The sequence below is a fragment of the Sphingobium vermicomposti genome (genome assembly GCF_011762025.1).
GTDB lineage: Bacteria > Pseudomonadota > Alphaproteobacteria > Sphingomonadales > Sphingomonadaceae > Sphingobium > Sphingobium vermicomposti.
In genome coordinates, this window is record NZ_JAASQR010000001.1 from 703,418 (window position 1) to 722,203 (window position 18,786).

General features: G+C 64.2%; 19 protein-coding genes and 1 tRNA gene. 11 read left to right on the forward strand and 9 right to left on the reverse strand.

Translation table 11 applies throughout. The annotated features are described in order from the left end of the window. Nucleotide 1: 1 nt before the first annotated feature. The 8 genes from FHS54_RS03445 to FHS54_RS03480 all read left to right on the forward strand — a co-directional run bounded on the left by FHS54_RS03445 (nucleotide 2) and on the right by FHS54_RS03480 (nucleotide 6,538). On the forward strand, nucleotides 2-853 hold the full coding sequence (locus FHS54_RS03445) for a D-amino-acid transaminase (protein WP_167302370.1): 852 nt from the start codon (nucleotides 2-4) through the stop codon (nucleotides 851-853). A gap of 245 nt (nucleotides 854-1,098) precedes the next feature. Next, nucleotides 1,099-2,097, forward strand: coding sequence for a MarR family transcriptional regulator (locus FHS54_RS03450; protein WP_208404773.1), 999 nt, complete (start codon nucleotides 1,099-1,101; stop codon nucleotides 2,095-2,097). Nucleotides 2,098-2,182: 85 nt separating this feature from the next. Then, a tRNA-Val gene (locus tag FHS54_RS03455) sits at nucleotides 2,183-2,258 on the forward strand. 78 nt (nucleotides 2,259-2,336) lie between these two features. Continuing rightward, nucleotides 2,337-2,564 carry a zinc-finger domain-containing protein gene (locus tag FHS54_RS03460; protein WP_167302371.1) on the forward strand — a complete coding sequence of 76 codons (228 nt, stop codon included), beginning with the start codon at nucleotides 2,337-2,339 and terminating at the stop codon, nucleotides 2,562-2,564. A 59-nt stretch (nucleotides 2,565-2,623) separates the two neighbouring features. Next, a complete protein-coding gene (gene tldD, locus FHS54_RS03465; protein WP_167302372.1) occupies nucleotides 2,624-4,066 on the forward strand; it encodes a metalloprotease TldD in 1,443 nt (480 codons plus the stop codon). A gap of 54 nt (nucleotides 4,067-4,120) precedes the next feature. Next, nucleotides 4,121-4,696 carry a DUF924 family protein gene (locus FHS54_RS03470; RefSeq protein ID WP_167302688.1) on the forward strand — a complete coding sequence of 192 codons (576 nt, stop codon included), beginning with the start codon at nucleotides 4,121-4,123 and terminating at the stop codon, nucleotides 4,694-4,696. A 155-nt stretch (nucleotides 4,697-4,851) separates the two neighbouring features. Then, nucleotides 4,852-5,190: a P-II family nitrogen regulator gene (locus FHS54_RS03475; protein WP_004209785.1), complete on the forward strand. Its 339-nt coding sequence runs from the start codon at nucleotides 4,852-4,854 to the stop codon at nucleotides 5,188-5,190. A gap of 13 nt (nucleotides 5,191-5,203) precedes the next feature. Beyond that, entirely contained in the window at nucleotides 5,204-6,538 is a 1,335-nt protein-coding gene (locus tag FHS54_RS03480) for an ammonium transporter (RefSeq protein WP_167302373.1), read from the forward strand. A 259-nt stretch (nucleotides 6,539-6,797) separates the two neighbouring features. Here the strand turns inward: FHS54_RS03480 and FHS54_RS03485 are convergent, their stop codons facing one another. The 4 genes from FHS54_RS03485 to crtY all read right to left on the reverse strand — a co-directional run bounded on the left by FHS54_RS03485 (nucleotide 6,798) and on the right by crtY (nucleotide 11,048). Continuing rightward, entirely contained in the window at nucleotides 6,798-7,697 is a 900-nt protein-coding gene (locus tag FHS54_RS03485; RefSeq protein WP_341785937.1) for a phytoene/squalene synthase family protein, read from the reverse strand. Between the two features lie 126 nt (nucleotides 7,698-7,823). Further along, a complete protein-coding gene (locus FHS54_RS03490; RefSeq protein ID WP_167302375.1) occupies nucleotides 7,824-8,405 on the reverse strand; it encodes an LOG family protein in 582 nt (193 codons plus the stop codon). A gap of 10 nt (nucleotides 8,406-8,415) precedes the next feature. Further along, the gene (locus FHS54_RS03495) at nucleotides 8,416-9,897 is read right to left on the reverse strand and encodes a phytoene desaturase (RefSeq protein WP_167302376.1); all 1,482 of its coding nucleotides are present in this window, start codon (nucleotides 9,895-9,897) and stop codon (nucleotides 8,416-8,418) included. Beyond that, complete coding sequence (crtY, locus tag FHS54_RS03500) at nucleotides 9,897-11,048, reverse strand: lycopene beta-cyclase CrtY (RefSeq protein WP_167302377.1); 1,152 nt, start codon at nucleotides 11,046-11,048, stop codon at nucleotides 9,897-9,899. Before crtY ends, FHS54_RS03495 begins: the two co-directional genes overlap by 1 nt. An 82-nt stretch (nucleotides 11,049-11,130) precedes the next feature. On the opposite strand from crtY, the gene FHS54_RS03505 reads away from it, so the two are divergent. Then, nucleotides 11,131-11,403 carry a metal/formaldehyde-sensitive transcriptional repressor gene (locus FHS54_RS03505; protein ID WP_167302378.1) on the forward strand — a complete coding sequence of 91 codons (273 nt, stop codon included), beginning with the start codon at nucleotides 11,131-11,133 and terminating at the stop codon, nucleotides 11,401-11,403. After that, nucleotides 11,400-12,392: a CDF family Co(II)/Ni(II) efflux transporter DmeF gene (gene dmeF / locus FHS54_RS03510; RefSeq protein ID WP_167302379.1), complete on the forward strand. Its 993-nt coding sequence runs from the start codon at nucleotides 11,400-11,402 to the stop codon at nucleotides 12,390-12,392. The genes FHS54_RS03505 and dmeF overlap by 4 nt, the downstream gene beginning before the upstream one ends. Before the next feature lie 22 nt (nucleotides 12,393-12,414). On the opposite strand, the gene FHS54_RS03515 is transcribed toward dmeF, so the two are convergent. The 4 genes from FHS54_RS03515 to FHS54_RS03530 form a co-directional block, all read right to left on the reverse strand. Next, on the reverse strand, nucleotides 12,415-13,599 hold the full coding sequence (locus tag FHS54_RS03515; protein ID WP_167302689.1) for a BaiN/RdsA family NAD(P)/FAD-dependent oxidoreductase: 1,185 nt from the start codon (nucleotides 13,597-13,599) through the stop codon (nucleotides 12,415-12,417). Further along, nucleotides 13,599-14,027, reverse strand: a complete 429-nt coding sequence (locus FHS54_RS03520; protein ID WP_167302380.1) for a protein tyrosine phosphatase family protein — start codon at nucleotides 14,025-14,027, stop codon at nucleotides 13,599-13,601. The genes FHS54_RS03515 and FHS54_RS03520 overlap by 1 nt, the downstream gene beginning before the upstream one ends. A gap of 88 nt (nucleotides 14,028-14,115) precedes the next feature. Beyond that, complete coding sequence (gene recQ / locus FHS54_RS03525) at nucleotides 14,116-15,888, reverse strand: DNA helicase RecQ (RefSeq protein ID WP_167302381.1); 1,773 nt, start codon at nucleotides 15,886-15,888, stop codon at nucleotides 14,116-14,118. Nucleotides 15,889-15,927: 39 nt separating this feature from the next. Then, entirely contained in the window at nucleotides 15,928-16,248 is a 321-nt protein-coding gene (locus tag FHS54_RS03530; RefSeq protein WP_167302382.1) for a hypothetical protein, read from the reverse strand. 89 nt (nucleotides 16,249-16,337) lie between these two features. Here FHS54_RS03530 and FHS54_RS03535 point away from each other — a divergent pair, with 89 nt between their 5' ends. After that, nucleotides 16,338-17,465: a serine hydrolase domain-containing protein gene (locus tag FHS54_RS03535; RefSeq protein WP_167302383.1), complete on the forward strand. Its 1,128-nt coding sequence runs from the start codon at nucleotides 16,338-16,340 to the stop codon at nucleotides 17,463-17,465. A gap of 235 nt (nucleotides 17,466-17,700) precedes the next feature. Here the strand turns inward: FHS54_RS03535 and aroC are convergent, their stop codons facing one another. Beyond that, nucleotides 17,701-18,786 carry a chorismate synthase gene (gene aroC / locus FHS54_RS03540; protein WP_167302384.1) on the reverse strand — a complete coding sequence of 362 codons (1,086 nt, stop codon included), beginning with the start codon at nucleotides 18,784-18,786 and terminating at the stop codon, nucleotides 17,701-17,703.

Consider the following 18,786-nt stretch of genomic DNA (forward strand, 5'->3'; position numbering starts at 1 on the left):
TATGTCCATCGCTTATCTCAATGGTCGGTTCCTGCCGCTGGCCGATGCACGCATATCCGTCCTCGACAGGGGCTTCCTGTTCGCTGAGGGTATCTATGAAGTGACAGCCGTGATTGAGGGACGGCTGATCGACAGCGCATCGCACCTCGACCGCCTGACGCGGTCGGCTGGCGCGATCGGCATAGCCGTCCCCCTTCCCCCCGAAGAGATAGAGGCGGCACAGCGGCAACTGGTGGCGCTCAACAGCATGAACGAAGGGCTGATCTACCTGCAGTTCACGCGCGGGGCCGACGAAGGCCGCGACTTCCTGCCCGCGCCTGACCTGCAGCCGACGTTGGTCATGTTCGTTCAGCCCAAGCTGTTCCTGAACGTGGCAGCGGCGAAGACGGGCATAGCGGTGGTCACCACCCCGGACCTTCGCTGGGCGCGTCGCGACATCAAGAGCACGGGCCTGCTCGCCCAAGCGATGGCAAAACGGATCGCGACCGATGCGGGCGCGCAGGAAGCGTGGATGGTCGAGGACGGCCATGTCACCGAAGGCGCATCCTCCACCGCCTTCATCGTTACGGACGACGCCATCGTCACCCGCCCCTATTCGCAGGCGGTACTGGCCGGATGCACCGGCGCGGCGCTGACCGCGCTGGCCCAGGAAGCAGGCATGACGGTGGTCAATCGCCCCTTCACCGTGGCAGAGGCGTTGGCCGCGAATGAAGCCTTTATCACCAGCGCATCGACGCTGTGCCAATCGGTGGTCCGTATCGACGGCCAACCCATCGGCGATGGCACGCCCGGCCCCGTGGCGACCCGTCTGCGCGAGATTTACGTCGATTTCGCGCGCCGCACGGCTGTTTGAGCTGCGTCCGGCAAAGAAACATCTCCATTTCGGATAGAATGGCGGCGGCAGATTATCTCACCGTTTCGGCAGGAAACGCCGCCATTTTGACGACAGCACAGATCAGCATCAAAGGCCGGGTCCGGCACGCGCGGGAATGAGGCGGGGGAGCGGAGCGGGCGAGGGTCCGAAACGGAGAAAAGAGCTGCGGTGAAATCATCGCGTTCCGGTAAGGTCGGAACAAACAGGGGGTTTTTATGGTGGAAATGGATCGAACCCGGACGGACTTCAACATTCCGGCAGGCGAACTTTACGGAATGAAGGATCGGAGGTCGGGCCTGCTGATCCTGGCGAACGACATCTTCCTTGACGATGTGAAGGGGCTGGCGGAAGCAGCCGATTTCCGGCTGCTCGATATCGTGCCGATAGACCAGGCGTCCGCCCGGCTGGACATGCAGGTCGGGTGCGATGTCATCCTGCTATTCTGCCCGCAACCTACGCCCGGCCTCGAACGCCTGCTGGTGCAGACGGAAACGCTGGCGGTGCAGAACGACCTTTCCGTCATCCTTGTCAGCGGCATGGACAGCCTGGACCTGGCCTATGCCTGCATGCGCAGCGACCGGACACAATTGCTCTGCTCGCCCGATCATGCCGACCTTGCCGCCGCGCTCCTGACGGCGGGCAGAGCCACGCCCCAGCGAACCGTGCATGAGGTCAATCAGGAAAGCGAAGGCGTGCGGCTTCAGCAGTTGAGCGAGGAGGTCAGCCGCCTGGCCCGCACGCTGGAGGCGTTGACCTCTCGTCCACGCCACGCCGCCCCTTCCTTCGCGCTTGGATCTCGCATTTCCGACCGGGACAGCGATTATATCGGCATGCCTGCGCTGACGCCGATGGGGGGGCATCAGGAACCGGCGGACCAGCCAGTGCTCAGCGCCACCCAGGTGCGCGACCTGCTGCGCGCTCGCCGTCTGCGGGAAGATTTCCTGCCCAGTGACCTGTTCGCCGATCCTGCATGGGACATGCTGCTCGACCTGCTGGCCGCCCGGCTGGAGCAGGAACGGGTGTCGGTATCCAGCCTGTGCATCGCGTCGGCGGTGCCGCCCACCACGGCGCTGCGCTGGATTCGCACCCTTACCGAACAGGGGTTCGTGCAGCGCCAGGCGGACCCGCATGATGGCCGACGCGTCTTCATCGCTTTGGCCGACGATACGTTCGAAGCGCTCAGCCGCTGGTTCACGGCCAGCCGGCGTTTCCTGTGCGCCTGAGCAGGTTGGCGTAACGAGGCTTGACCGGCGCGTCGATTGCCCTAGATAGGCGCCCTCGGGCCGCGCCGTTCCAGGCTGTGGCTCCGGGCGATTAGCTCAGTTGGTAGAGCGTCTCGTTTACACCGAGAATGTCGGCGGTTCGAGCCCGTCATCGCCCACCATTTCCCTTGTCTCTCATCGGGCCGTGCGTTCGCGTCGCATATTGCGGCGTGCGGCCACCGCTGCTAATCGCCTGATCCATGATCCAGCCGCCTGAAATCCTTCGAGTCACCAAGCCCCGCGTTTCCTGCGACGGTTCGGGGGACATTCCCGCCGCCCTTGGCCATCCGCGCGTGTTCCTGGAAATTGACGAACATGGCTATGTCGATTGCGGCTATTGCGATCGGCGCTTCGTCCTGATCGGCGGGCCAGCCGACACGCCGGAGGTTGCCGGGTTGCCCGACATCGCATCCGGGGCCAGCATCTGATCGGGCGACGCCTGTAATTTTGATTGGGCTTGCGCGCCGCCGCCCCTATATCGGGCGGCATGAACGACATTGCCTCTCAATTCACCGATGCGCGCGGCCTGCTCTATCGACCGGGGCTGCTTGATCCCGATGGCGCGCGCCGCCTGACTGCCGACGCGCTGCGCCAGTGCGACGATGGCGAACTCTATTTGCAGTATAGAGCCAGTGAGAGCTTTGGCTTTGACGACGGTAGGTTGAAGACCGCAGATTATTCCACCGATGCCGGTTTTGGCCTGCGCGGCGTGTCGGGCGAAATGACCGGCTTTGCGCACGCGAACGACATTAGTGAAGCGGCGATACGCCGTGCTGCCGAAACGTTGACCCTGCTCGATCCGGCAAAGGGCCAGCCCGCCCCGCCGCCGCAGGGGACGAACCGCCACCTCTATACCGACGTCAATCCGCTCGAAATCGTGCCCTTCGCTGAAAAGGTGACGTTGTGCGCCGCCATCGACGCCGCCGCGCGGGCGCGCGATCCGCGCGTCGCCCAGGTGTCGGTCAGCCTGTCGGGCAGCTGGTCCGTGGTCGAAATCGTGCGCGCGGACGGGTTCACGGCAACCGACATCCGCCCGCTGGTGCGGCTCAACGTGTCGGTCATATTGGAAGACAATGGCCGCCGGGAAACCGGCACCTTCGGCATTGGCGGGCGCTATCTCTACGATCAGGTCATGGACCCGGCTGTCTGGGATCGCGCCATTGACGAAGCGCTGGCGCAGGCGCGGGTCAATCTTGGCTCCGTTGCCGCGCCTGCGGGCGAAATGACGGTTCTGCTGGGCCCGGGGTGGCCCGGCGTGATGGTCCATGAAGCGATCGGACACGGGCTGGAGGGCGACTTCAACCGCAAGGGCACCAGTGCCTTTTCAGGACGGATCGGCGAACGCGTCGCCGCGCCGGGCGTGACCGTTGTCGATGACGGATCGATCATGGACCGGCGCGGGTCGCTGTCGATTGATGACGAAGGCACGCCGACCAGGGAAAATGTCCTGATCGAGGACGGTATCCTCAAAGGCTATATGCAGGACCGGCTGAACGCCCGGCTGATGGGGGTCGAAGCCACCGGCAACGGTCGCCGCGAAAGCTATGCTCACGCCCCCATGCCGCGCATGACCAATACGTTCATCAAGGGTGGAAAGGACGACCCGGAAGAGCTGCTGTCGCGCATGAAGTCGGGCATCTTCGCCCGAAGCTTTGGCGGGGGGCAGGTCGACATCGTGTCGGGCAAGTTCGTCTTTTCCTGCACCGAGGCTTATAAGGTCGAAAATGGCAAGATCGGCGATCCCATCAAGGGCGCGACGCTGATCGGCGACGGTCCCACTGCGCTGACCAAGGTTGTCGGCATCGGCAATGACTGGGCGCTCGACCATGGCGTCGGCATGTGCGGCAAGGGCGGGCAGAGCGTTCCGGCAGGCGTGGGCCAGCCGACCCTGCTGATCGAGGGGCTGACGATCGGCGGCACGGCGACCTGAGGCCGCAACGCCACGGATGGTGGAACCGATAGGCTTGTTCGTCTTTCTTTCATGATGAACATGCTGACCGATAGCCATGATGCCGTGACCGCCGATTGGGCGGCGTCGCTGCTGGATTTCTGGTTCAACCGCGTCGGTGAACAGCGGTGGTGGCAGCATGATCCTGCCTTGGACCGGACCTGCGCAGAACGGTACGGGTCGTTGTGGGAAGAAAAACAGCATCTGCCGCCGGAGGAATTTCTGGATCGCGCCGATGACGCCCTGGCCGCGGTCATTCTGTTCGACCAGCTCCCACGCAATATGTTTCGTGGCACCGCAAGGGCGTTTGCTACCGATCCGCTGGCCAGAGAAGTAGCGCGCGGGGCAATCGCGCATGGTTATGACATTCAGATCGGCGGGGCGGGACGCACATTCTTTTACATGCCTTTCCAGCATAGCGAGGATTTGGATGACCAGATACTCTCGCTCAGCCTGTTCGAGGCTGCGGGCGATCCTAAATCCCTCGACTTCGCCCGGCAGCATCATGCGCTGATCGAACGTTTCGGACGTTTTCCGCATCGTAATGCGGCACTGGGCCGCCAGACTTTGCCCGAGGAAGAGGAAGCGGTGCGCGAAGGCAGCGACTGGTAGCCAACCTGCCCAATTTTTAGGCAGCGCGTAGCATCTGCCCATTTTTTCAGCGGCTCTACTCCGGCGGGCTTGGGAAAAGCCCGCGTTAAACCGTTTCTAAGAAATTGGCACGGCTCTTGCTAGAATGTCCCCGCACACCATTAACAGGGGGCGACATGAAACTTGTCATGGCAATCATCAAGCCGTTCAAGCTTGACGATGTCCGCGAGGCACTCTCCTCGCTAGGCATCGCCGGCATGACGGTGTCCGAGGTAAAGGGCTTCGGCCGCCAAAAGGGGCAAACCGAAATCTACCGGGGCGCCGAATATTCAACGAACATGGTTCCGAAAATCAAGATCGAGGTCGTTTGCGACGACGATCTCGCACCGCGCGTCGTGGAAGCCACGCAGGCCGCGGCCAATTCCGGCGCGATCGGCGACGGCAAGATCTTCGTCCTGGATGTCGGTCAGGCCGTGCGTATCCGCACCGGCGAAACCGGCGAAACCGCGCTGTAAGAAGGGGGGAATAATGACCTTTTCCAAGAAGTTTTGCGGCGCGATGGGGGCGGCTGGCCTGTCCCTGTTCGCCGCGCTGCCCGCCTGGGCGCAGGACGCGGCAGCCGCCGTGCCGACGCCCGACAAGGGCGACACCGCCTGGATGATGGTATCGACCGTCCTGGTCCTGGCCATGATCCTTCCGGGCCTGGCCCTGTTCTACGGCGGCCTGGTTCGCACCAAGAACATGCTGTCCGTCATGACGCAGATTGGCGCGGTCGCCTGCCTGGCGATGCTGATCTGGGTGAGCTACGGCTACAGCCTGGCCTTCGCTGGTCCCAGCAACGGCTTCATTTCCGACCTGTCGAAGGTTTTCCTGAAGGGCATCACGCCGGATTCAACGGCGGCAACCTTCACCGACGGCGTCGTCATTCCCGAATATGTGTTCGTCAGCTTCCAGATGACTTTCGCCGCCATCACGGTCGCGCTGGTGCTGGGTTCGGTGGTCGAACGCATCAAATTTTCGGCTGTCATGGTGTTTGCCGCCGTGTGGCTGACCATCGTTTACTTCCCGATCGCGCACATGGTTTGGGCGGCTGGCGGTCTGTTCTTCGAAATGGGCGCGCTGGACTTCGCTGGCGGCACGGTCGTGCACATCAACGCCGGTGTGTCCGCACTGGTGGCTTGCCTCATCCTGGGCAAGCGCGTGGGCTTCCCCAAGGAACCCATGCCTCCGCACTCGCTGACGCTGACCGGCGTCGGCACCGGCCTTCTGTGGGTCGGCTGGTTCGGGTTCAACGCCGGTTCGGCGCTGGAGGCCAATGGTTCGGCAGCACTGGCCATGATGAACACCTTCGTCGCCACGGCAGCCGGTGGCCTGTTCTGGATGATCGCAGAGCGTGTCAGCGGTCACAAGGGTTCGGCTCTGGGCTTCTGTTCGGGCATCATCGCCGGTCTGGTCGCCGTTACTCCGGCAGCAGGCAATGCGGGTCCGTTCGGCGCGATCGTGCTGGGCGCAGTGGCTTCGATCATCTGCTTCTACGCCGTCACCGTCCTCAAGCCCAAGCTGGGCTATGACGACTCGCTCGACGCCTTCGGCATCCACGGCGTCGGCGGCATGATCGGCGCGATCGGCACCGGCATCGTCTACTCGCCCTCGCTGGGCGGGCCCGGCGGCGCTGACTTCGACATGGGCAGCCAGATCGTGACGCAGTTGCTGGCCACAGGCACCACCATCGTCTGGGCGGCAATCGGCACGGCAATCGCGATCTTCATCGCCAAGGCCATCACCGGCCTGCGTGTTAGCCGCGAAGTCGAACAAGAAGGTCTCGACCTCGGCGAACATGGCGAGCGCGCCTACAACGTCTGATCATATTCGGCAGGGCGGGCCGCCCCATCACAAACGGGGCACGGCCCGCCCGCCACACGATGTTCCTCCTGCGAACACGCCTTGGACCGGTACGAAAGTATCGGTCCTTTTTTTGTTCCGGCCTTCATTATTCAGAGTGGCGTGTGACCCTTCTCTACTTCCTCTGACGCGTGGTGCCGGACGAGGTAGAAGGCCCCTTCGACAAGCTCAGGGCGAACGGGAAAGTGGCGAACAGACGGCTACCTGCTTCGAAACCGCCCTATTCTCTGGGCCGGGTCCAGAGATGCGCCGGGCGGGGCGATGTCGCGGGCCAGCGCAGGGATCTACCCGCGACCTGCGACGCCGCGCGCAACACCCAGCCGACCTTTGCGCTCTTCGCCGTGATGACGCGATGATCCCAGGCGTGCTCGCCACGGCGCGCCACTTCCCGCGCTATGCCCCCGTAAATGCCCGCAGCGGCCAGTACCGCCCAAGCTGCGCGCGGCGGCAACGCGCCGGTGCCGTGCCGCGCGCTCGCTTCATAATCCGCCGCCATGCGCGCGAGGCGGCGCGCCAAGATGGTCAGTTGGGGCCGCGCCCATGGCTTCATATGTTCACCCGGCGGAATATCCATTTCCACCAGCCACTCAACTGGCAGATAGCAGCGGCCAGCGGCTTCATCCTCGCTGATGTCGCGGGCGATATTGGCGAGCTGAAAAGCAAGGCCAAGGTCGCAGGCGCGGTCCAGCGTGGCGTCGTCCTGGGGGTCGACCCCCATCAGGACCGCCATCATGCATCCGACCGCTCCGGCGACATGGTAGCAATAGCGCAGCATGTCCGCTTCGCTGCGCGGGCGCCAATCCTGGGCGTCCAGCGCGAACCCTTCGATCAGGTCATGTGCGTAACGGGCGGGGATGGCGCATTCGCGCATTACCAGGCCAAAGCCGTCAAATGCGGGATCGCCGGTCGGATCGCCGCGCAGGGCAGCATCGGTCAGGACCCGCATGGACGAAAGCCGTGCCTGTCCGTCGGTCACGCCCTGCATCAGGCCGCCATGATCCTGTCCATCGGCGATGTCGTCGCACTTGCGGCACCAGCCATAGAGGAGCCAGGCCCGCTCACGGGTCTGCCGGTCGAACAGCTTCGAGGCCAGGGCGAAGGATTTTGATCCACGGGCAATGCTGTCCCGCGCAAAGGCGACGAGCGCGGCGCGGTCAAGCGCATAGGGCGAATGGCTATCAGTCACCCGCAGAGCCATGCCCGCACCAGCGCCTGTCCGCAAGCGGGCCGGATGTCGAAGGAAAGGCTAAAGGCTGTCCGCTTTCATCGCCAGGATCGGTTGATGCGGGCGATAGGCCGCCAAGCGGTCGAGCAGCAGTTCAAGGCTGTCGGCGTGAAGCAGGATGCCCGCATGCTGGGGCCGGATAAAGCCCGCATCGATCATCTGCCGATCGAACGCGATCAACTGGTCGTAAAAGCCCGCAACGTTCAGCAATCCCACGGGTTTGGCATGATAGCCAAGCTGCGCCCAGCTGATCGCTTCCCACAATTCATCCATCGTGCCGACGCCGCCGGGCAGGGTCAGGAACCCGTCGGACAGGTCGGTGAAAAGCTGTTTGCGCTGGTGCATCGTCTGGACGACATGCAATTGCGTGCAGCCGCGATGCGCGACCTCCGCCCCGACCAGTGCTTCGGGGATGACGCCGATCACTTCGCCCCCGGCGGCGAGAGCCGCGTCCGCGACCGCGCCCATCAGGCCCAGCCGTCCGCCACCATAGACAATACCGATGCCGCGTTCCGCCAATGTGCGCCCGACATGCCGCGCGGCATCAGCATAAACGGGGTCAGCGGGTGAAGCCGAACCGCAATATACAGCCAGTCTTTTCATCGCGCCCCTTTCAGGCGAGGTCTTCCAGCATCAGGGCGGCAGTCGCCTTGGCACTGCCGACGACGCCGGGAATCCCGGCACCTGGATGCGTGCCCGCTCCCACCAGATAGAGGTTGGGAATTACGTCGTCCCGATTATGGGCGCGGAACCAGGCGCTCTGCGTCAACAGCGGCTCCAGGCTGAACGCGCTGCCCAGATGCGCCGCCAGGTCGGTGCGGAAATCGGGCGGCGCATAATGGAACTGGGTGACGATGCGCGACCGGATGTCCGGTATCAAGCGATGCTCGATCTCGTCCAGAATCCGTTCGGCAAAGACGGGCCCAAACTGTTCCCAATCGATCGGCAGCTTGCCCATGTGCGGCACGGGCGCGAGCGCATAGAAGGTCGAATGCCCGTCCGGCGCCATTGACGGGTCGGTGACGGTGGGATGGTGCAGATAGAGCGAAAAGTCCTGCGGCAGCACGCCATGCTGATAAATGTCGGTCAACAGCCCTTCATAGCGCGGCCCGAACAGGATCATGTGATGGGGAATGCCCGGCCAGCTGCCCTTGATACCGAAATGCAGCACGAACAGGCTGGGTGACCAGCGCTTGCGGCTGAGCTTGTCCGCCTCTTTCTGTCCGCGCGGATGATGGCCGATCAGGTCGCGATAGCTGTGCATCAGGTCGGCATTGGATGCGACGGCATCCGCCTCCCCCCGCCATCCCGATGCCGTGGTGACGCCCACTGCCCGGTCGCCATGAGTTTCGACGCGGACGACCGGATCGGCAAGGCGCATGGTGCCGCCCAGCCGTTCGAAATGGGTCGCCATCGCCTGCACCAGCTTATTGGTCCCGCCCTTGGCGAACCACACCCCGCCATCCTTTTCCAGCTTGTGAATAAGGGCGTAGATGGCGCTGGTATTCATCGGGTTGCCCCCGACCAACAGCGTGTGGAAGGACAGCGCCTCGCGCAGCTTTTCATTCTTCACATAGGAAGAAACAATCGAATAAACCGACCGCCAGGCCTGATTTTTCGCCAGTGCGGGGGCGGCGCGGATCATGGACACGAAGTCGAGAAAGGCGACCGAACCGAGCTTGCGATAGCCCTCTTCATATACTTCGCCCGCATAGTCGAGGAAGCGTTGATAACCCGCCACATCCTCCGGGTTCAGCTTGGCGATCTGTGCGCGCAATGCGTTTTCGTCGTTGGAATAGTCAAAATTGGTGCCGTCGGGCCAGTTCAGCCGGTAAAAAGGTGAAACCGGGACGAGCGTCACATCCTCCGCCATGTCGTGGCCGGACAGCCGCCACAGTTCGGCAAGGCAATCGGGGTCGGTGATGACGGTCGGCCCGGCATCGAACACGAACCCGTCCTTTTCCCACATATAGGCCCGACCGCCCGGCCGGTCCCGCGCTTCCACCAAAGTGGTGTCGACACCGGCCGACTGCAGCCGGATGGCAAGCGCCAGCCCGCCAAAGCCCGCCCCAATGACAATAGCTTTCCGATTCATCAGGCGGGGGGATTCAAAACTGCGCGCATGGCGCTCCTTATGGGCACCGGAGGCTTTCCGCACAAGATGCGGATGCGATCCATCCATATGGAGCGACCGCCGTAGAAACGGTCGATGAGGCGCGGATCGAGGCGGTAGAAACGTTGAAATATGCGCCAGCGCTGATCCGGCGCGGCGGCGCGAAAGAGCATGCGGGCCAGCAGGCGGTAAAATCCGCCAGAGCGCCAATGGGCCGCTGCCCTTGCGCGGGTAGCGGTTGCCAACCCTTCCAGCGGTTGTTCCACCGCCCATAAGGCGAAAGCCACCGCGTCGGGCAGGGAATAGCCGGTCATCGGGTGAAACAGCCCGGCGCGAACGCCCGCACGCGCGACCGGCTCCTGCCGGGGCCAGAAGCGATCAAAGTCGCCACCCTGAACCACTGGCAGCACGCCGCTTTCGCGATGCACCACCGCCTCCACCTGCCACCCAGCAGCATGGACATAGGCGGCGATGCGGGCGTCCACGACCGGACAATCCAGTTGGGGCATATCGCTATAATAGGTGTCCTCGACGAACAGCGTGCATTCGTCCCACGGCAGCAGATAGATGAATCGATAGCCGTCCAGCTGCTCGACCGTGGCGTCCATGATCACCGGGCGATCCAGCCCATGGGGCGCGCTCAACCGCAGCGCATGGCCGACAAATTTCTGCCACCCGCATTGGAGCCCCTCCAGGTCGCCACCGCCACGCGCATCGAGCACCGCGCGCGCGCGAAAGGTGCGACCATCGGCCAGCGTCACGCGATCCGCCGCAATGCTGGTCACATCGGCATTCATCAGCACGCGGTCGCCCAGCAGTTGGCGCCCATGCGCGTCGAGCTGGGTCGATGCGATGCTGTTATAGGGGGTGTCGAGGCGGCGATCATAAGCGGGGAAGCGCACTTCATGCCCCTGCGCCCACCGATGCGTGATCAGCGGATCGACCAGCCAGCGATCCCGTGCCGGAACATCACCGTCGAAAAAGGACCAGAGATGGTTGCCACCCAGCGCGCCGTCCCGCTCGATCAGCAGCAACCGCACCTCAGGACGCAACTGCGCGAAAGCGAGCGCCACGAGGCTGCCAGCAAGCCCACCGCCCACGATCGCGAGATCATAATCCAGCCCATCCGTCATCCTGCCCTGTTAGAGGGAGGGGCAGCCGACGGAAAGGGCTGAAACTTGCGATGGCCCCCAATATAGGGTAGGGGGGTATCCTATGCATGTCGTTGTGGACAGAGACAAGTTGTTGGCGCGCGTTCGCCGCATCGCCGGTCAGGTCGGCGCTATCGAGCGTCAGCTGGTGGGGGAGGCCGACTGTTCCGAAACGCTCCAGCTGGTGGCGTCGGTGCGCGGCGCGGTCGGCAGTTTGATGGAAGAATTGATCGAGCAGCATATGCGCGATCATGTCGCCCGGCCCGGCCTTACGGACGCGCAGCGGCAGGCGGCGGCGGAAGAAATGCTGGCGCTGATCCGGCGGTACGGGAAATGAATATGCATAAGGATCATGGTGGCCATCACCATTCGCATGACGGGCCGGATCATCACGACCGCCAGCATTCCAGCCCGTTTGCGGAAGAGAATGGCGAGGAAAGTCATTATTTCGACCATATCTACCTGACCGCCGGTCATGACCGCAACGCACGGCGGACGCTGCTGGTGGTTGGATTGACCGCCGTGACCATGGTGGTGGAAATCGTCTTTGGCTGGCTGACAGGGTCGATGGCGCTGCTGGCCGACGGTTTCCACATGGCGACCCATGCAGGCGCATTAGCGGTGGCGGCGGTGGCCTATAGCTACGCCCGCCGCCATGCGCGCAATCCGCGGTACACATTCGGCACGGGCAAGGTGGGCGACCTTTCAGGCTTCGCATCGGCGCTGCTGCTGGGTGTGACCGCCCTGTTCATCGCGGTGGAATCGATCCTGCGCTTTTTCGATCCGGTGGCGGTGAAATTTGGTGAGGCCACTTTGGTTGCTGTCATCGGGCTGGTCGTCAATCTGGCGAGCGCCCTGCTGCTGGGGCATGATCACAGCCATGACCACACACATGACGATCATGCAGCATCGGGCCACAGTCACGCCGACAATAATCTGCGCGCGGCCTATGTCCATGTGCTGACCGACGCGCTGACGTCCGTGCTGGCCATCGTCGCGCTGCTGGCCGGGCGCTATATGGGCTGGTGGTGGATGGACCCGGCGGTCGGCATATTGGGCGCGGTGGTCATCGCGCGCTGGGCGTGGGGCCTGATGAAGGATACCGCCGCCATCCTGCTGGACACGGCAGAGCCTGCCCTGATGGCGCGGGTCCGGGCGCTGACGGAGGCGGAGGGCGCCATCATCCGCGACCTGCACGTGTGGCGCATCGGACCCCATGCCCACGCCGCAATCATCAGCCTTGCCCCCGGTGCCGATGCGGATGCGGTGCGCCACCGCGTGGGTGCCCTACCCCGGATGGAGCATGTGACGGTGGAATGCGGCTGAACGCCGACCTTCGGAGCAAAAATCAGAGCGCTTGCCCTGCCGCCCATCCGCTCGCCCAGGCCCATTGGAAATTATAGCCGCCCAGCCAGCCGGTCACGTCCACCGCTTCGCCAATCGCATGGAGGCCGGGAACCCGGCGCGCCTCCATGGTCTGGGAGGACAGGTCCGCCGTCGCTATGCCGCCGATGGTGACTTCGGCCTTGGCGAACCCTTCGGTGCCGTTGGGGGTAAAGGTCCAGCCGCGCAGCCTCTGTTCGGCCTCCTGCAGCTTGCGGTCGGGAATATTGCCAAGATCGCCCACCAGCCCCAGCCGGTCGGCCAGCACATCGGCCAGTCGATCCGGCAAAAGGCCGCGCAGCGCCGTCATGATCGTGATCCGCGCCCTTGTCCGCTTGGCCTCCGTCAGCCAGCCCGCCGGCTGATCCGGCAGGAAATCCAGGCTGATCGATTCGCCATGACGCCAGTAAGAGGAAATTTGCAGGATTGCCGGGCCGGACAGCCCGCGATGGGTCAGCAGCGCCGCTTCCCGAAAGGCGGTCTTGCGATGACGCGCGATCACTTCGGCTGAAACGCCCGACAAGGCGCGGAACAACAGGTCTTCGCCGCCCAGCGTCAAAGGCACGAGCGCAGGGCGCGGCTCTACGACCTTCAGCCCGAACTGCCGGGCAAGGTCATAGGCAAAGCCGGTGGCACCCATCTTGGGAATGGAAGGCCCGCCCGTGGCGATGACGAGCGCCGGGGCGATCGCCAGGCGATCCCCATGAGCGACGCGATAATGTCCATCGGCATGGCTGATGGACGTGATGGCGTGATTGAGGTGGATCGTCACCCCTCCCGCATCGCATTCGTTCAATAGCATGGCCACGATCTGGCGGGCGCTGCCGTCGCAGAACAGCTGACCCAGCGTCTTTTCATGCCAGGCGATGCCGTGGCGTTCGACCAGAGCCAGGAAGTCGGCGGCGGTGTAGCGGCCCAGCGCCGATTTGGCGAAGTGCGGATTGGCCGACAGATAGCGGTCGGGCGCGGTGTGGATGTTGGTGAAGTTGCACCGGCCACCGCCGGAAATCAGGATTTTCTTACCCGCCTGATCCGCATGATCGATGACCAGGACGCGCTTGCCCCGCTGCCCGGCGGTCGCCGCGCACATGAGGCCCGCGCCGCCAGCGCCCAGCACGATGGCGTCGAAACTGTCCTGTCCGGCAGGCATCATTTGGGGGCGAGCGCGTCCATGATCTGGCGCACGGGGGCGACATCATATCCTGCCGCCGCCGCCTGTTCGCTCAATGCCGCCGGGTGATCGCCGGCGCGCGCGCGGGTCAGCGCCCATAGCAGGGTGCTGCGCGTGCCCGACCGGCAATAGGCGAGGACTTTTCCCTCCCCCGCCTGATCCAGCGCAGCCGCCATGCCGTCCAGCTGCCAGGGGGCAAAACCGCCATGCGCGACCGGGACAGCGGCATAGCCGATGCCCGCAGCCTGCGCCGCCGCTTCGATGGCGGCACCGTTGACCTGGCCCGGCTCTTCGTCATCGGGACGGTTGTTCACGATCATCGTGACGCCCAGCGCCTTGGCCTCTTCCACTTGATCGACGCTGATCTGCGGGGACACGTAAAGGCTTTTGGTTAGCTGGCGAAACATCGGTTTACTCCTTGCATTGCGGCCTGCCATGCGCCTGTGCGGCGCGGCTTTCAAGGGGGAAGGGCATAGGCTGCCTGCCCCGCCGCCTTCAAAGATGGAGGCGGATCGCCGCGAGGAAGGCGTCGCCATATGCCTCCAGCTTGCGGTGGCCGACGCCGCTCACATGGCTGAGTTCAGCCAGGGTGGACGGGCGCTGCTCCGCCATTTCCCGCAAGGTCGAATCGTGGAAGATGACATAGGGCGGCACCCCCACCTCCTGCGCCAATTCGCGGCGGCAGGCGCGCAGCGCGTCGAACAGGGGATCGCCGACGGGATTGGCGTCGCTGCCGTTGCGGGCGTTCTTGCGGCGGCGTTCCTTGCGTGGAGGCACCACCAGGCTGACATCTTCCTCCCCCCGCAGGATCGGGCGGGCGCTGGGACCAAGTTCCAGCCCGCCATGCTCGTTCGTCTGCAACGCGTCCCTGACCAGCAAAGCGCGGGACACAGGACGAAGCAGCGCCATTTCCTCCCCCTCCACAATGCCATAGACCGAAATCCTGTCATGTCCCCGTTCGCGGATCTTGTCCGTCACCGCGCCCGTCAGGACGGATTCGATATGCCCCACGCCAAAGCTTTGCCCCGTACGATAGACGGCGGACAGGAATTTGCGGGCGGTCTGCGTCGCGTCGATGCTGGGCGGCGGGTTCAGGCAATTGTCGCAATTGCCGCAGCCCGGCGGGGGATTTTCGCCGAAGTGGCGCAGCAATATGGCGCGGCGGCACGTCCCCGTTTCGACCAGCGCCCCCAGCGCAGCGATCCGCGTTCGTTCGCCCTGCTGTCGTGCCGACTCCAGTTCGGCGATCCGCATGCGGGCGCGGGCGAAATCTTCAGCGCCCCAGAAAAGATGCGCTTGCGCAGGCTCGCCATCGCGCCCGGCACGGCCCGATTCCTGATAATAGCCCTCTATCGACTTGGGCAGGCCCGCATGAGCGACGAAGCGCACGTCCGGCTTGTCGATGCCCATGCCGAACGCGACGGTGGCGACCATCACCATGTCTTCGCTGGCGATGAAAGCGGTCTGGTTGGCGGCGCGCACCTTCGGGTCCAATCCGGCATGATAGGCCCGCGTCGGACGCCCGGCCCGGCCCAATGCCTCCGCCAGCTTTTCCGTCGCCGCTCGCGTCGGAGCATAGATGATGCCGGGACCCGGATTGCCCGCGATCAGGTCGGCGAGCTGCCGGTTAAGTCCATCGCGGGGATGCACGGCATAGCGGATGTTCGGCCTGTCGAAGCCCGCAATGACCAGCCCTTCGCGCGGAATGCCGAGCTGGACGAGAATATCCTCCCGCGTGTGCGCGTCGGCGGTCGCGGTCAGCGCCAGTCGCGGCACATCGGGGAATTCGTCGAGAAGCGGTCGAAGGAGCCGGTAATCGGGCCTGAAATCATGACCCCATTCCGACACGCAATGCGCCTCGTCTATCGCGAAGAGCGCGATGCGGGTGGAGCGCAGCAGGTTGCGAAACCCCTCCCCGCTCGCACGTTCGGGCGCGACATAGAGAAGGTCGAGGTCGCCGTTGCGCAGTCGATCCTGCGTTTCGCGCCAATCAGCGTCGACACTGGTCAGGCTCGCCGCCTTGATACCGACCGCCTGTGCAGCGCGAAGCTGGTCATGCATCAACGCAATCAGCGGCGAAATGACGACGCAGCACCCGTCCAGCGCGACGGCGGGAAGCTGGTAGCAGAGCGACTTTCCCGCTCCCGTCGGCATGATGGCCAGGGTCGGCCGCCCCGCCATGACGCGCCCGACGACCTGATCCTGCACGCCGCGAAAGCCGGAAAAGCCGAAAACGTCGTGGAGAAGGGTGAGAATGTCGGGCTGCATGCGCCGGTCCCTAACGGCTATGCGCCCCCGCGCAAAGGCTCATGGCAGAGGTTCGAGCAAACATCCCCAGCCGGGCCGGTAATGCGCCGTGCGCGACGCCAGCAGCGGCACGCTGGCGCGGACGGATCGCGATTCGGGCTGATCGGAGAGGGTCACGAGTGCCATGCCCGGCTCCTTGTCGCTGCGGCAGCTGTCCATTGGCCGTCCCTCGACGTAGCGGCATGAACAGGCGATGCGCGCGCCATAGCCAGCTCCCACCTCCGCCCGAGCGCGGAAATCACCCCATTTCCAGGCCAGCAGCGCCGTCAACACCAGCACCGTGATGGCAAGGACAAATATCCATTTCGGGCGGTCGGCCATGCTCCCCATTTCTGCATTCCGGTGACTGTGGACGCATTTCGTGACCGCTGGCTTTCCACCCGGCGCAAAAATGCTTTAGGGCGCGGCTTATGAAGCTCGAGGGGAAAAGCGTAAAGCGTCTTGGCGCGGCCATTGGTCTTTTGTCGCTGCTGGCGATGGCGGGCGTGTGGACGGCGCAGGCTTCCGGCGCCGATCCGGCCTATCATGTCGCGAATGACGGAGCCGTTGACGAAGCGATGCTTCGGTCGGCCATCGACCCGCTGTTCGATGGCGAAGATGACGTGGGAGAGACGCGCGCACTGTTGATCATGCACCGGGGTGAGATCGTCGCGGAACGCTATACGCCGGGCTATGGCCCCGAAACGAAGCTGCTGTCCTGGTCGATGGCCAAGAGCGTGACGGCGGTGCTGGTGGGCCTGATGGTGGCGGACGGGCGGCTCGCGCTCGATTCGCCGGTGCCGGTCGCCGCCTGGGGCCAGCCGGGCGACCCGCGCGGCAGGATCACCTTGCGACAATTGCTGTCCATGTCGTCGGGCCTTGATCATGTCGAGGATGACGAGCCGATTGCCACCGCTGATACCGTGCGCATGCTGTTCACCGACGGCGCGCAGGATATGAGCGCCTTTGCCGAAGCCCAGCCGTTGGCCCATGCGCCCGGATCGACCTTTTCCTACAGCACGGGCAGCACGCTGATCCTGGCCGATCTGATGACGCGAATGCTGACCAGCAGCGCCGACCCCGACGTACGGCGGCGGGCGATGCAGACGTTCATCGACGGGCGGCTGAAGATTCCCGGTCGCCTGGACAGTCTGACGGCGGAATATGATGCGGCGGGCACCATGATCGGCGGCAGCTTCCTGCACATGACGGTGCGGGATTATGGACGCTTCGGCGAATTGCTGCGCAACCATGGGCGGGGACCGGGCGGGCATCAGATCGTGCCGGAAAAATGGGTCGACTTCATGCGCACCCCTTCTCCGCGCAATCCCGCATATGGCGCGCATCTGTGGCTGAACCGGGAAAGCGATGAAAGCGCCCTGATGCCCGGTCAGGCACCCGCCAGCCTGTTTGGCTGCGTTGGCCATGGCGGGCAATATATACTGGTTTCCCCTTCGCAGGGACTGACCATCGTGCGGATCGGCCTGTCGCCGGAGAAGGAACAGCGCCAGGCCTTGAAGTCAGGTCTGGCCAAGCTGATCGCGCTTTTCCCTCGCTGAACTGCGTATGCGCGCCAACAACAAAGGGCCAGCCATGAAAACATGGCTGGCCCGTGTTGCGGCTGAAGGGGACGTTTTGACCGTCAAGCCATGCTCAGCATGATGACGCTCCCCAGGCTTACGCGCTGCCGCTCGCCCTCCCGCGGGCGATCGATGACGGGGATATTAACGTAGATTCGCCGAGTCGTCTCGCCGGAAACGCCTATTTGCCGGATGACCGGCTCAGTTCACCGCGTCAGCGGCCCTTGCCGTCGTCACCGCATTGCGCACGATCCAGCAATTTCTGGTCGGCAAGGACCAGCGCCATCATCGCTTCGACCACGGGAACGCCCCTTATGCCGACGCAGGGGTCATGCCGTCCCTTGGTGATGATGTCCGACGCTTCCCCTTCGCGGGTCACGGTTTCGACCGGGATCAGGATCGAACTGGTCGGCTTGAAGGCGATGCGGACCTTGATCGGCTGGCCCGTGGAAATCCCGCCAGCGATGCCGCCCGCATGATTGGCCAGAAATTCCGGCCCATCCTGCCCCGGACGCATCGGATCGGCATTTTGTTCGCCGCGCAGCCGGGCGGCGGCGAAACCGTCGCCAATCTCCACCCCCTTGACCGCGTTGATACTCATCATCGCCGCGGCAAGTTCGCTATCGAGCTTGGCATAGAGCGGTGCGCCCCAGCCCGCTGGAACGCCGCTGGCGATGCATTCCACCACCGCGCCGAGCGACGACCCGTCCCGGCGCGCGTCATCGACCAGCTTTTCCCAGCGCAGCGCCGCCTGCGGGTCAGGACAAAAGAAGGGGTTATTGTCGATCTCGCTCGCGTCGAAGCGCGCGGGATCGATCGCATCGCCGCCAATTTCGCTCACGAAGGCAAAAATATCGACGTCGGGGATGACGAGGCGGGCGACCGCCCCCGCCGCGACCCTGCTCGCCGTTTCGCGCGCGGAGGATCGTCCGCCGCCCCGATAGTCGCGAAAGCCATATTTGGCGTCATAGGCATAGTCGGCGTGGCCAGGGCGATAGGCTTTGGCGACCTCGGAATAATCCTTGGACCGCTGATCGGTATTTTCGATCATCAGGCTGATCGGCGTGCCGGTGGTCTTTCCTTCGAACACGCCCGACAGGATACGCACCTCGTCCGGCTCGCGACGCTGGGTCGTGAACTTGGACGTGCCCGGCTTGCGCTTGTCGAGAAAGGGCTGAATGTCCGCTTCGGTCAGCGCCAGTCCCGGAGGACAGCCATCCACGACCGCACCGATGGCGGGTCCATGGCTTTCCCCCCAGGTTGTGAAGCGAAAGACGCGGCCGAATGTGTTGAAGCTCAT

What these genes read in the sequence shown, in the direction of transcription:
- recQ (WP_167302381.1), bottom strand. Translation starts at nt 15,888, where the DNA reads ATGCAGCCCGACATTCTCACCCTTCTCCACGACGTTTTCGGCTTTTCC.
- FHS54_RS03470 (WP_167302688.1), top strand. Translation starts at nt 4,121, where the DNA reads ATGAACATGCTGACCGATAGCCATGATGCCGTGACCGCCGATTGGGCG.
- FHS54_RS03495 (WP_167302376.1), bottom strand. Translation starts at nt 9,897, where the DNA reads ATGAATCGGAAAGCTATTGTCATTGGGGCGGGCTTTGGCGGGCTGGCG.
- FHS54_RS03505 (WP_167302378.1), top strand. Translation starts at nt 11,131, where the DNA reads ATGCATGTCGTTGTGGACAGAGACAAGTTGTTGGCGCGCGTTCGCCGC.
- aroC (WP_167302384.1), bottom strand. Translation starts at nt 18,786, where the DNA reads ATGAGCTTCAACACATTCGGCCGCGTCTTTCGCTTCACAACCTGGGGG.
- crtY (WP_167302377.1), bottom strand. Translation starts at nt 11,048, where the DNA reads ATGACGGATGGGCTGGATTATGATCTCGCGATCGTGGGCGGTGGGCTT.
- FHS54_RS03490 (WP_167302375.1), bottom strand. Translation starts at nt 8,405, where the DNA reads ATGAAAAGACTGGCTGTATATTGCGGTTCGGCTTCACCCGCTGACCCC.
- dmeF (WP_167302379.1), top strand. Translation starts at nt 11,400, where the DNA reads ATGAATATGCATAAGGATCATGGTGGCCATCACCATTCGCATGACGGG.
- FHS54_RS03445 (WP_167302370.1), top strand. Translation starts at nt 2, where the DNA reads ATGTCCATCGCTTATCTCAATGGTCGGTTCCTGCCGCTGGCCGATGCA.
- FHS54_RS03535 (WP_167302383.1), top strand. Translation starts at nt 16,338, where the DNA reads ATGAAGCTCGAGGGGAAAAGCGTAAAGCGTCTTGGCGCGGCCATTGGT.
- FHS54_RS03530 (WP_167302382.1), bottom strand. Translation starts at nt 16,248, where the DNA reads ATGGCCGACCGCCCGAAATGGATATTTGTCCTTGCCATCACGGTGCTG.
- FHS54_RS03480 (WP_167302373.1), top strand. Translation starts at nt 5,204, where the DNA reads ATGACCTTTTCCAAGAAGTTTTGCGGCGCGATGGGGGCGGCTGGCCTG.
- FHS54_RS03520 (WP_167302380.1), bottom strand. Translation starts at nt 14,027, where the DNA reads ATGTTTCGCCAGCTAACCAAAAGCCTTTACGTGTCCCCGCAGATCAGC.
- FHS54_RS03515 (WP_167302689.1), bottom strand. Translation starts at nt 13,599, where the DNA reads ATGCCTGCCGGACAGGACAGTTTCGACGCCATCGTGCTGGGCGCTGGC.
- FHS54_RS03450 (WP_208404773.1), top strand. Translation starts at nt 1,099, where the DNA reads ATGGATCGAACCCGGACGGACTTCAACATTCCGGCAGGCGAACTTTAC.
- FHS54_RS03460 (WP_167302371.1), top strand. Translation starts at nt 2,337, where the DNA reads ATGATCCAGCCGCCTGAAATCCTTCGAGTCACCAAGCCCCGCGTTTCC.
- tldD (WP_167302372.1), top strand. Translation starts at nt 2,624, where the DNA reads ATGAACGACATTGCCTCTCAATTCACCGATGCGCGCGGCCTGCTCTAT.
- FHS54_RS03475 (WP_004209785.1), top strand. Translation starts at nt 4,852, where the DNA reads ATGAAACTTGTCATGGCAATCATCAAGCCGTTCAAGCTTGACGATGTC.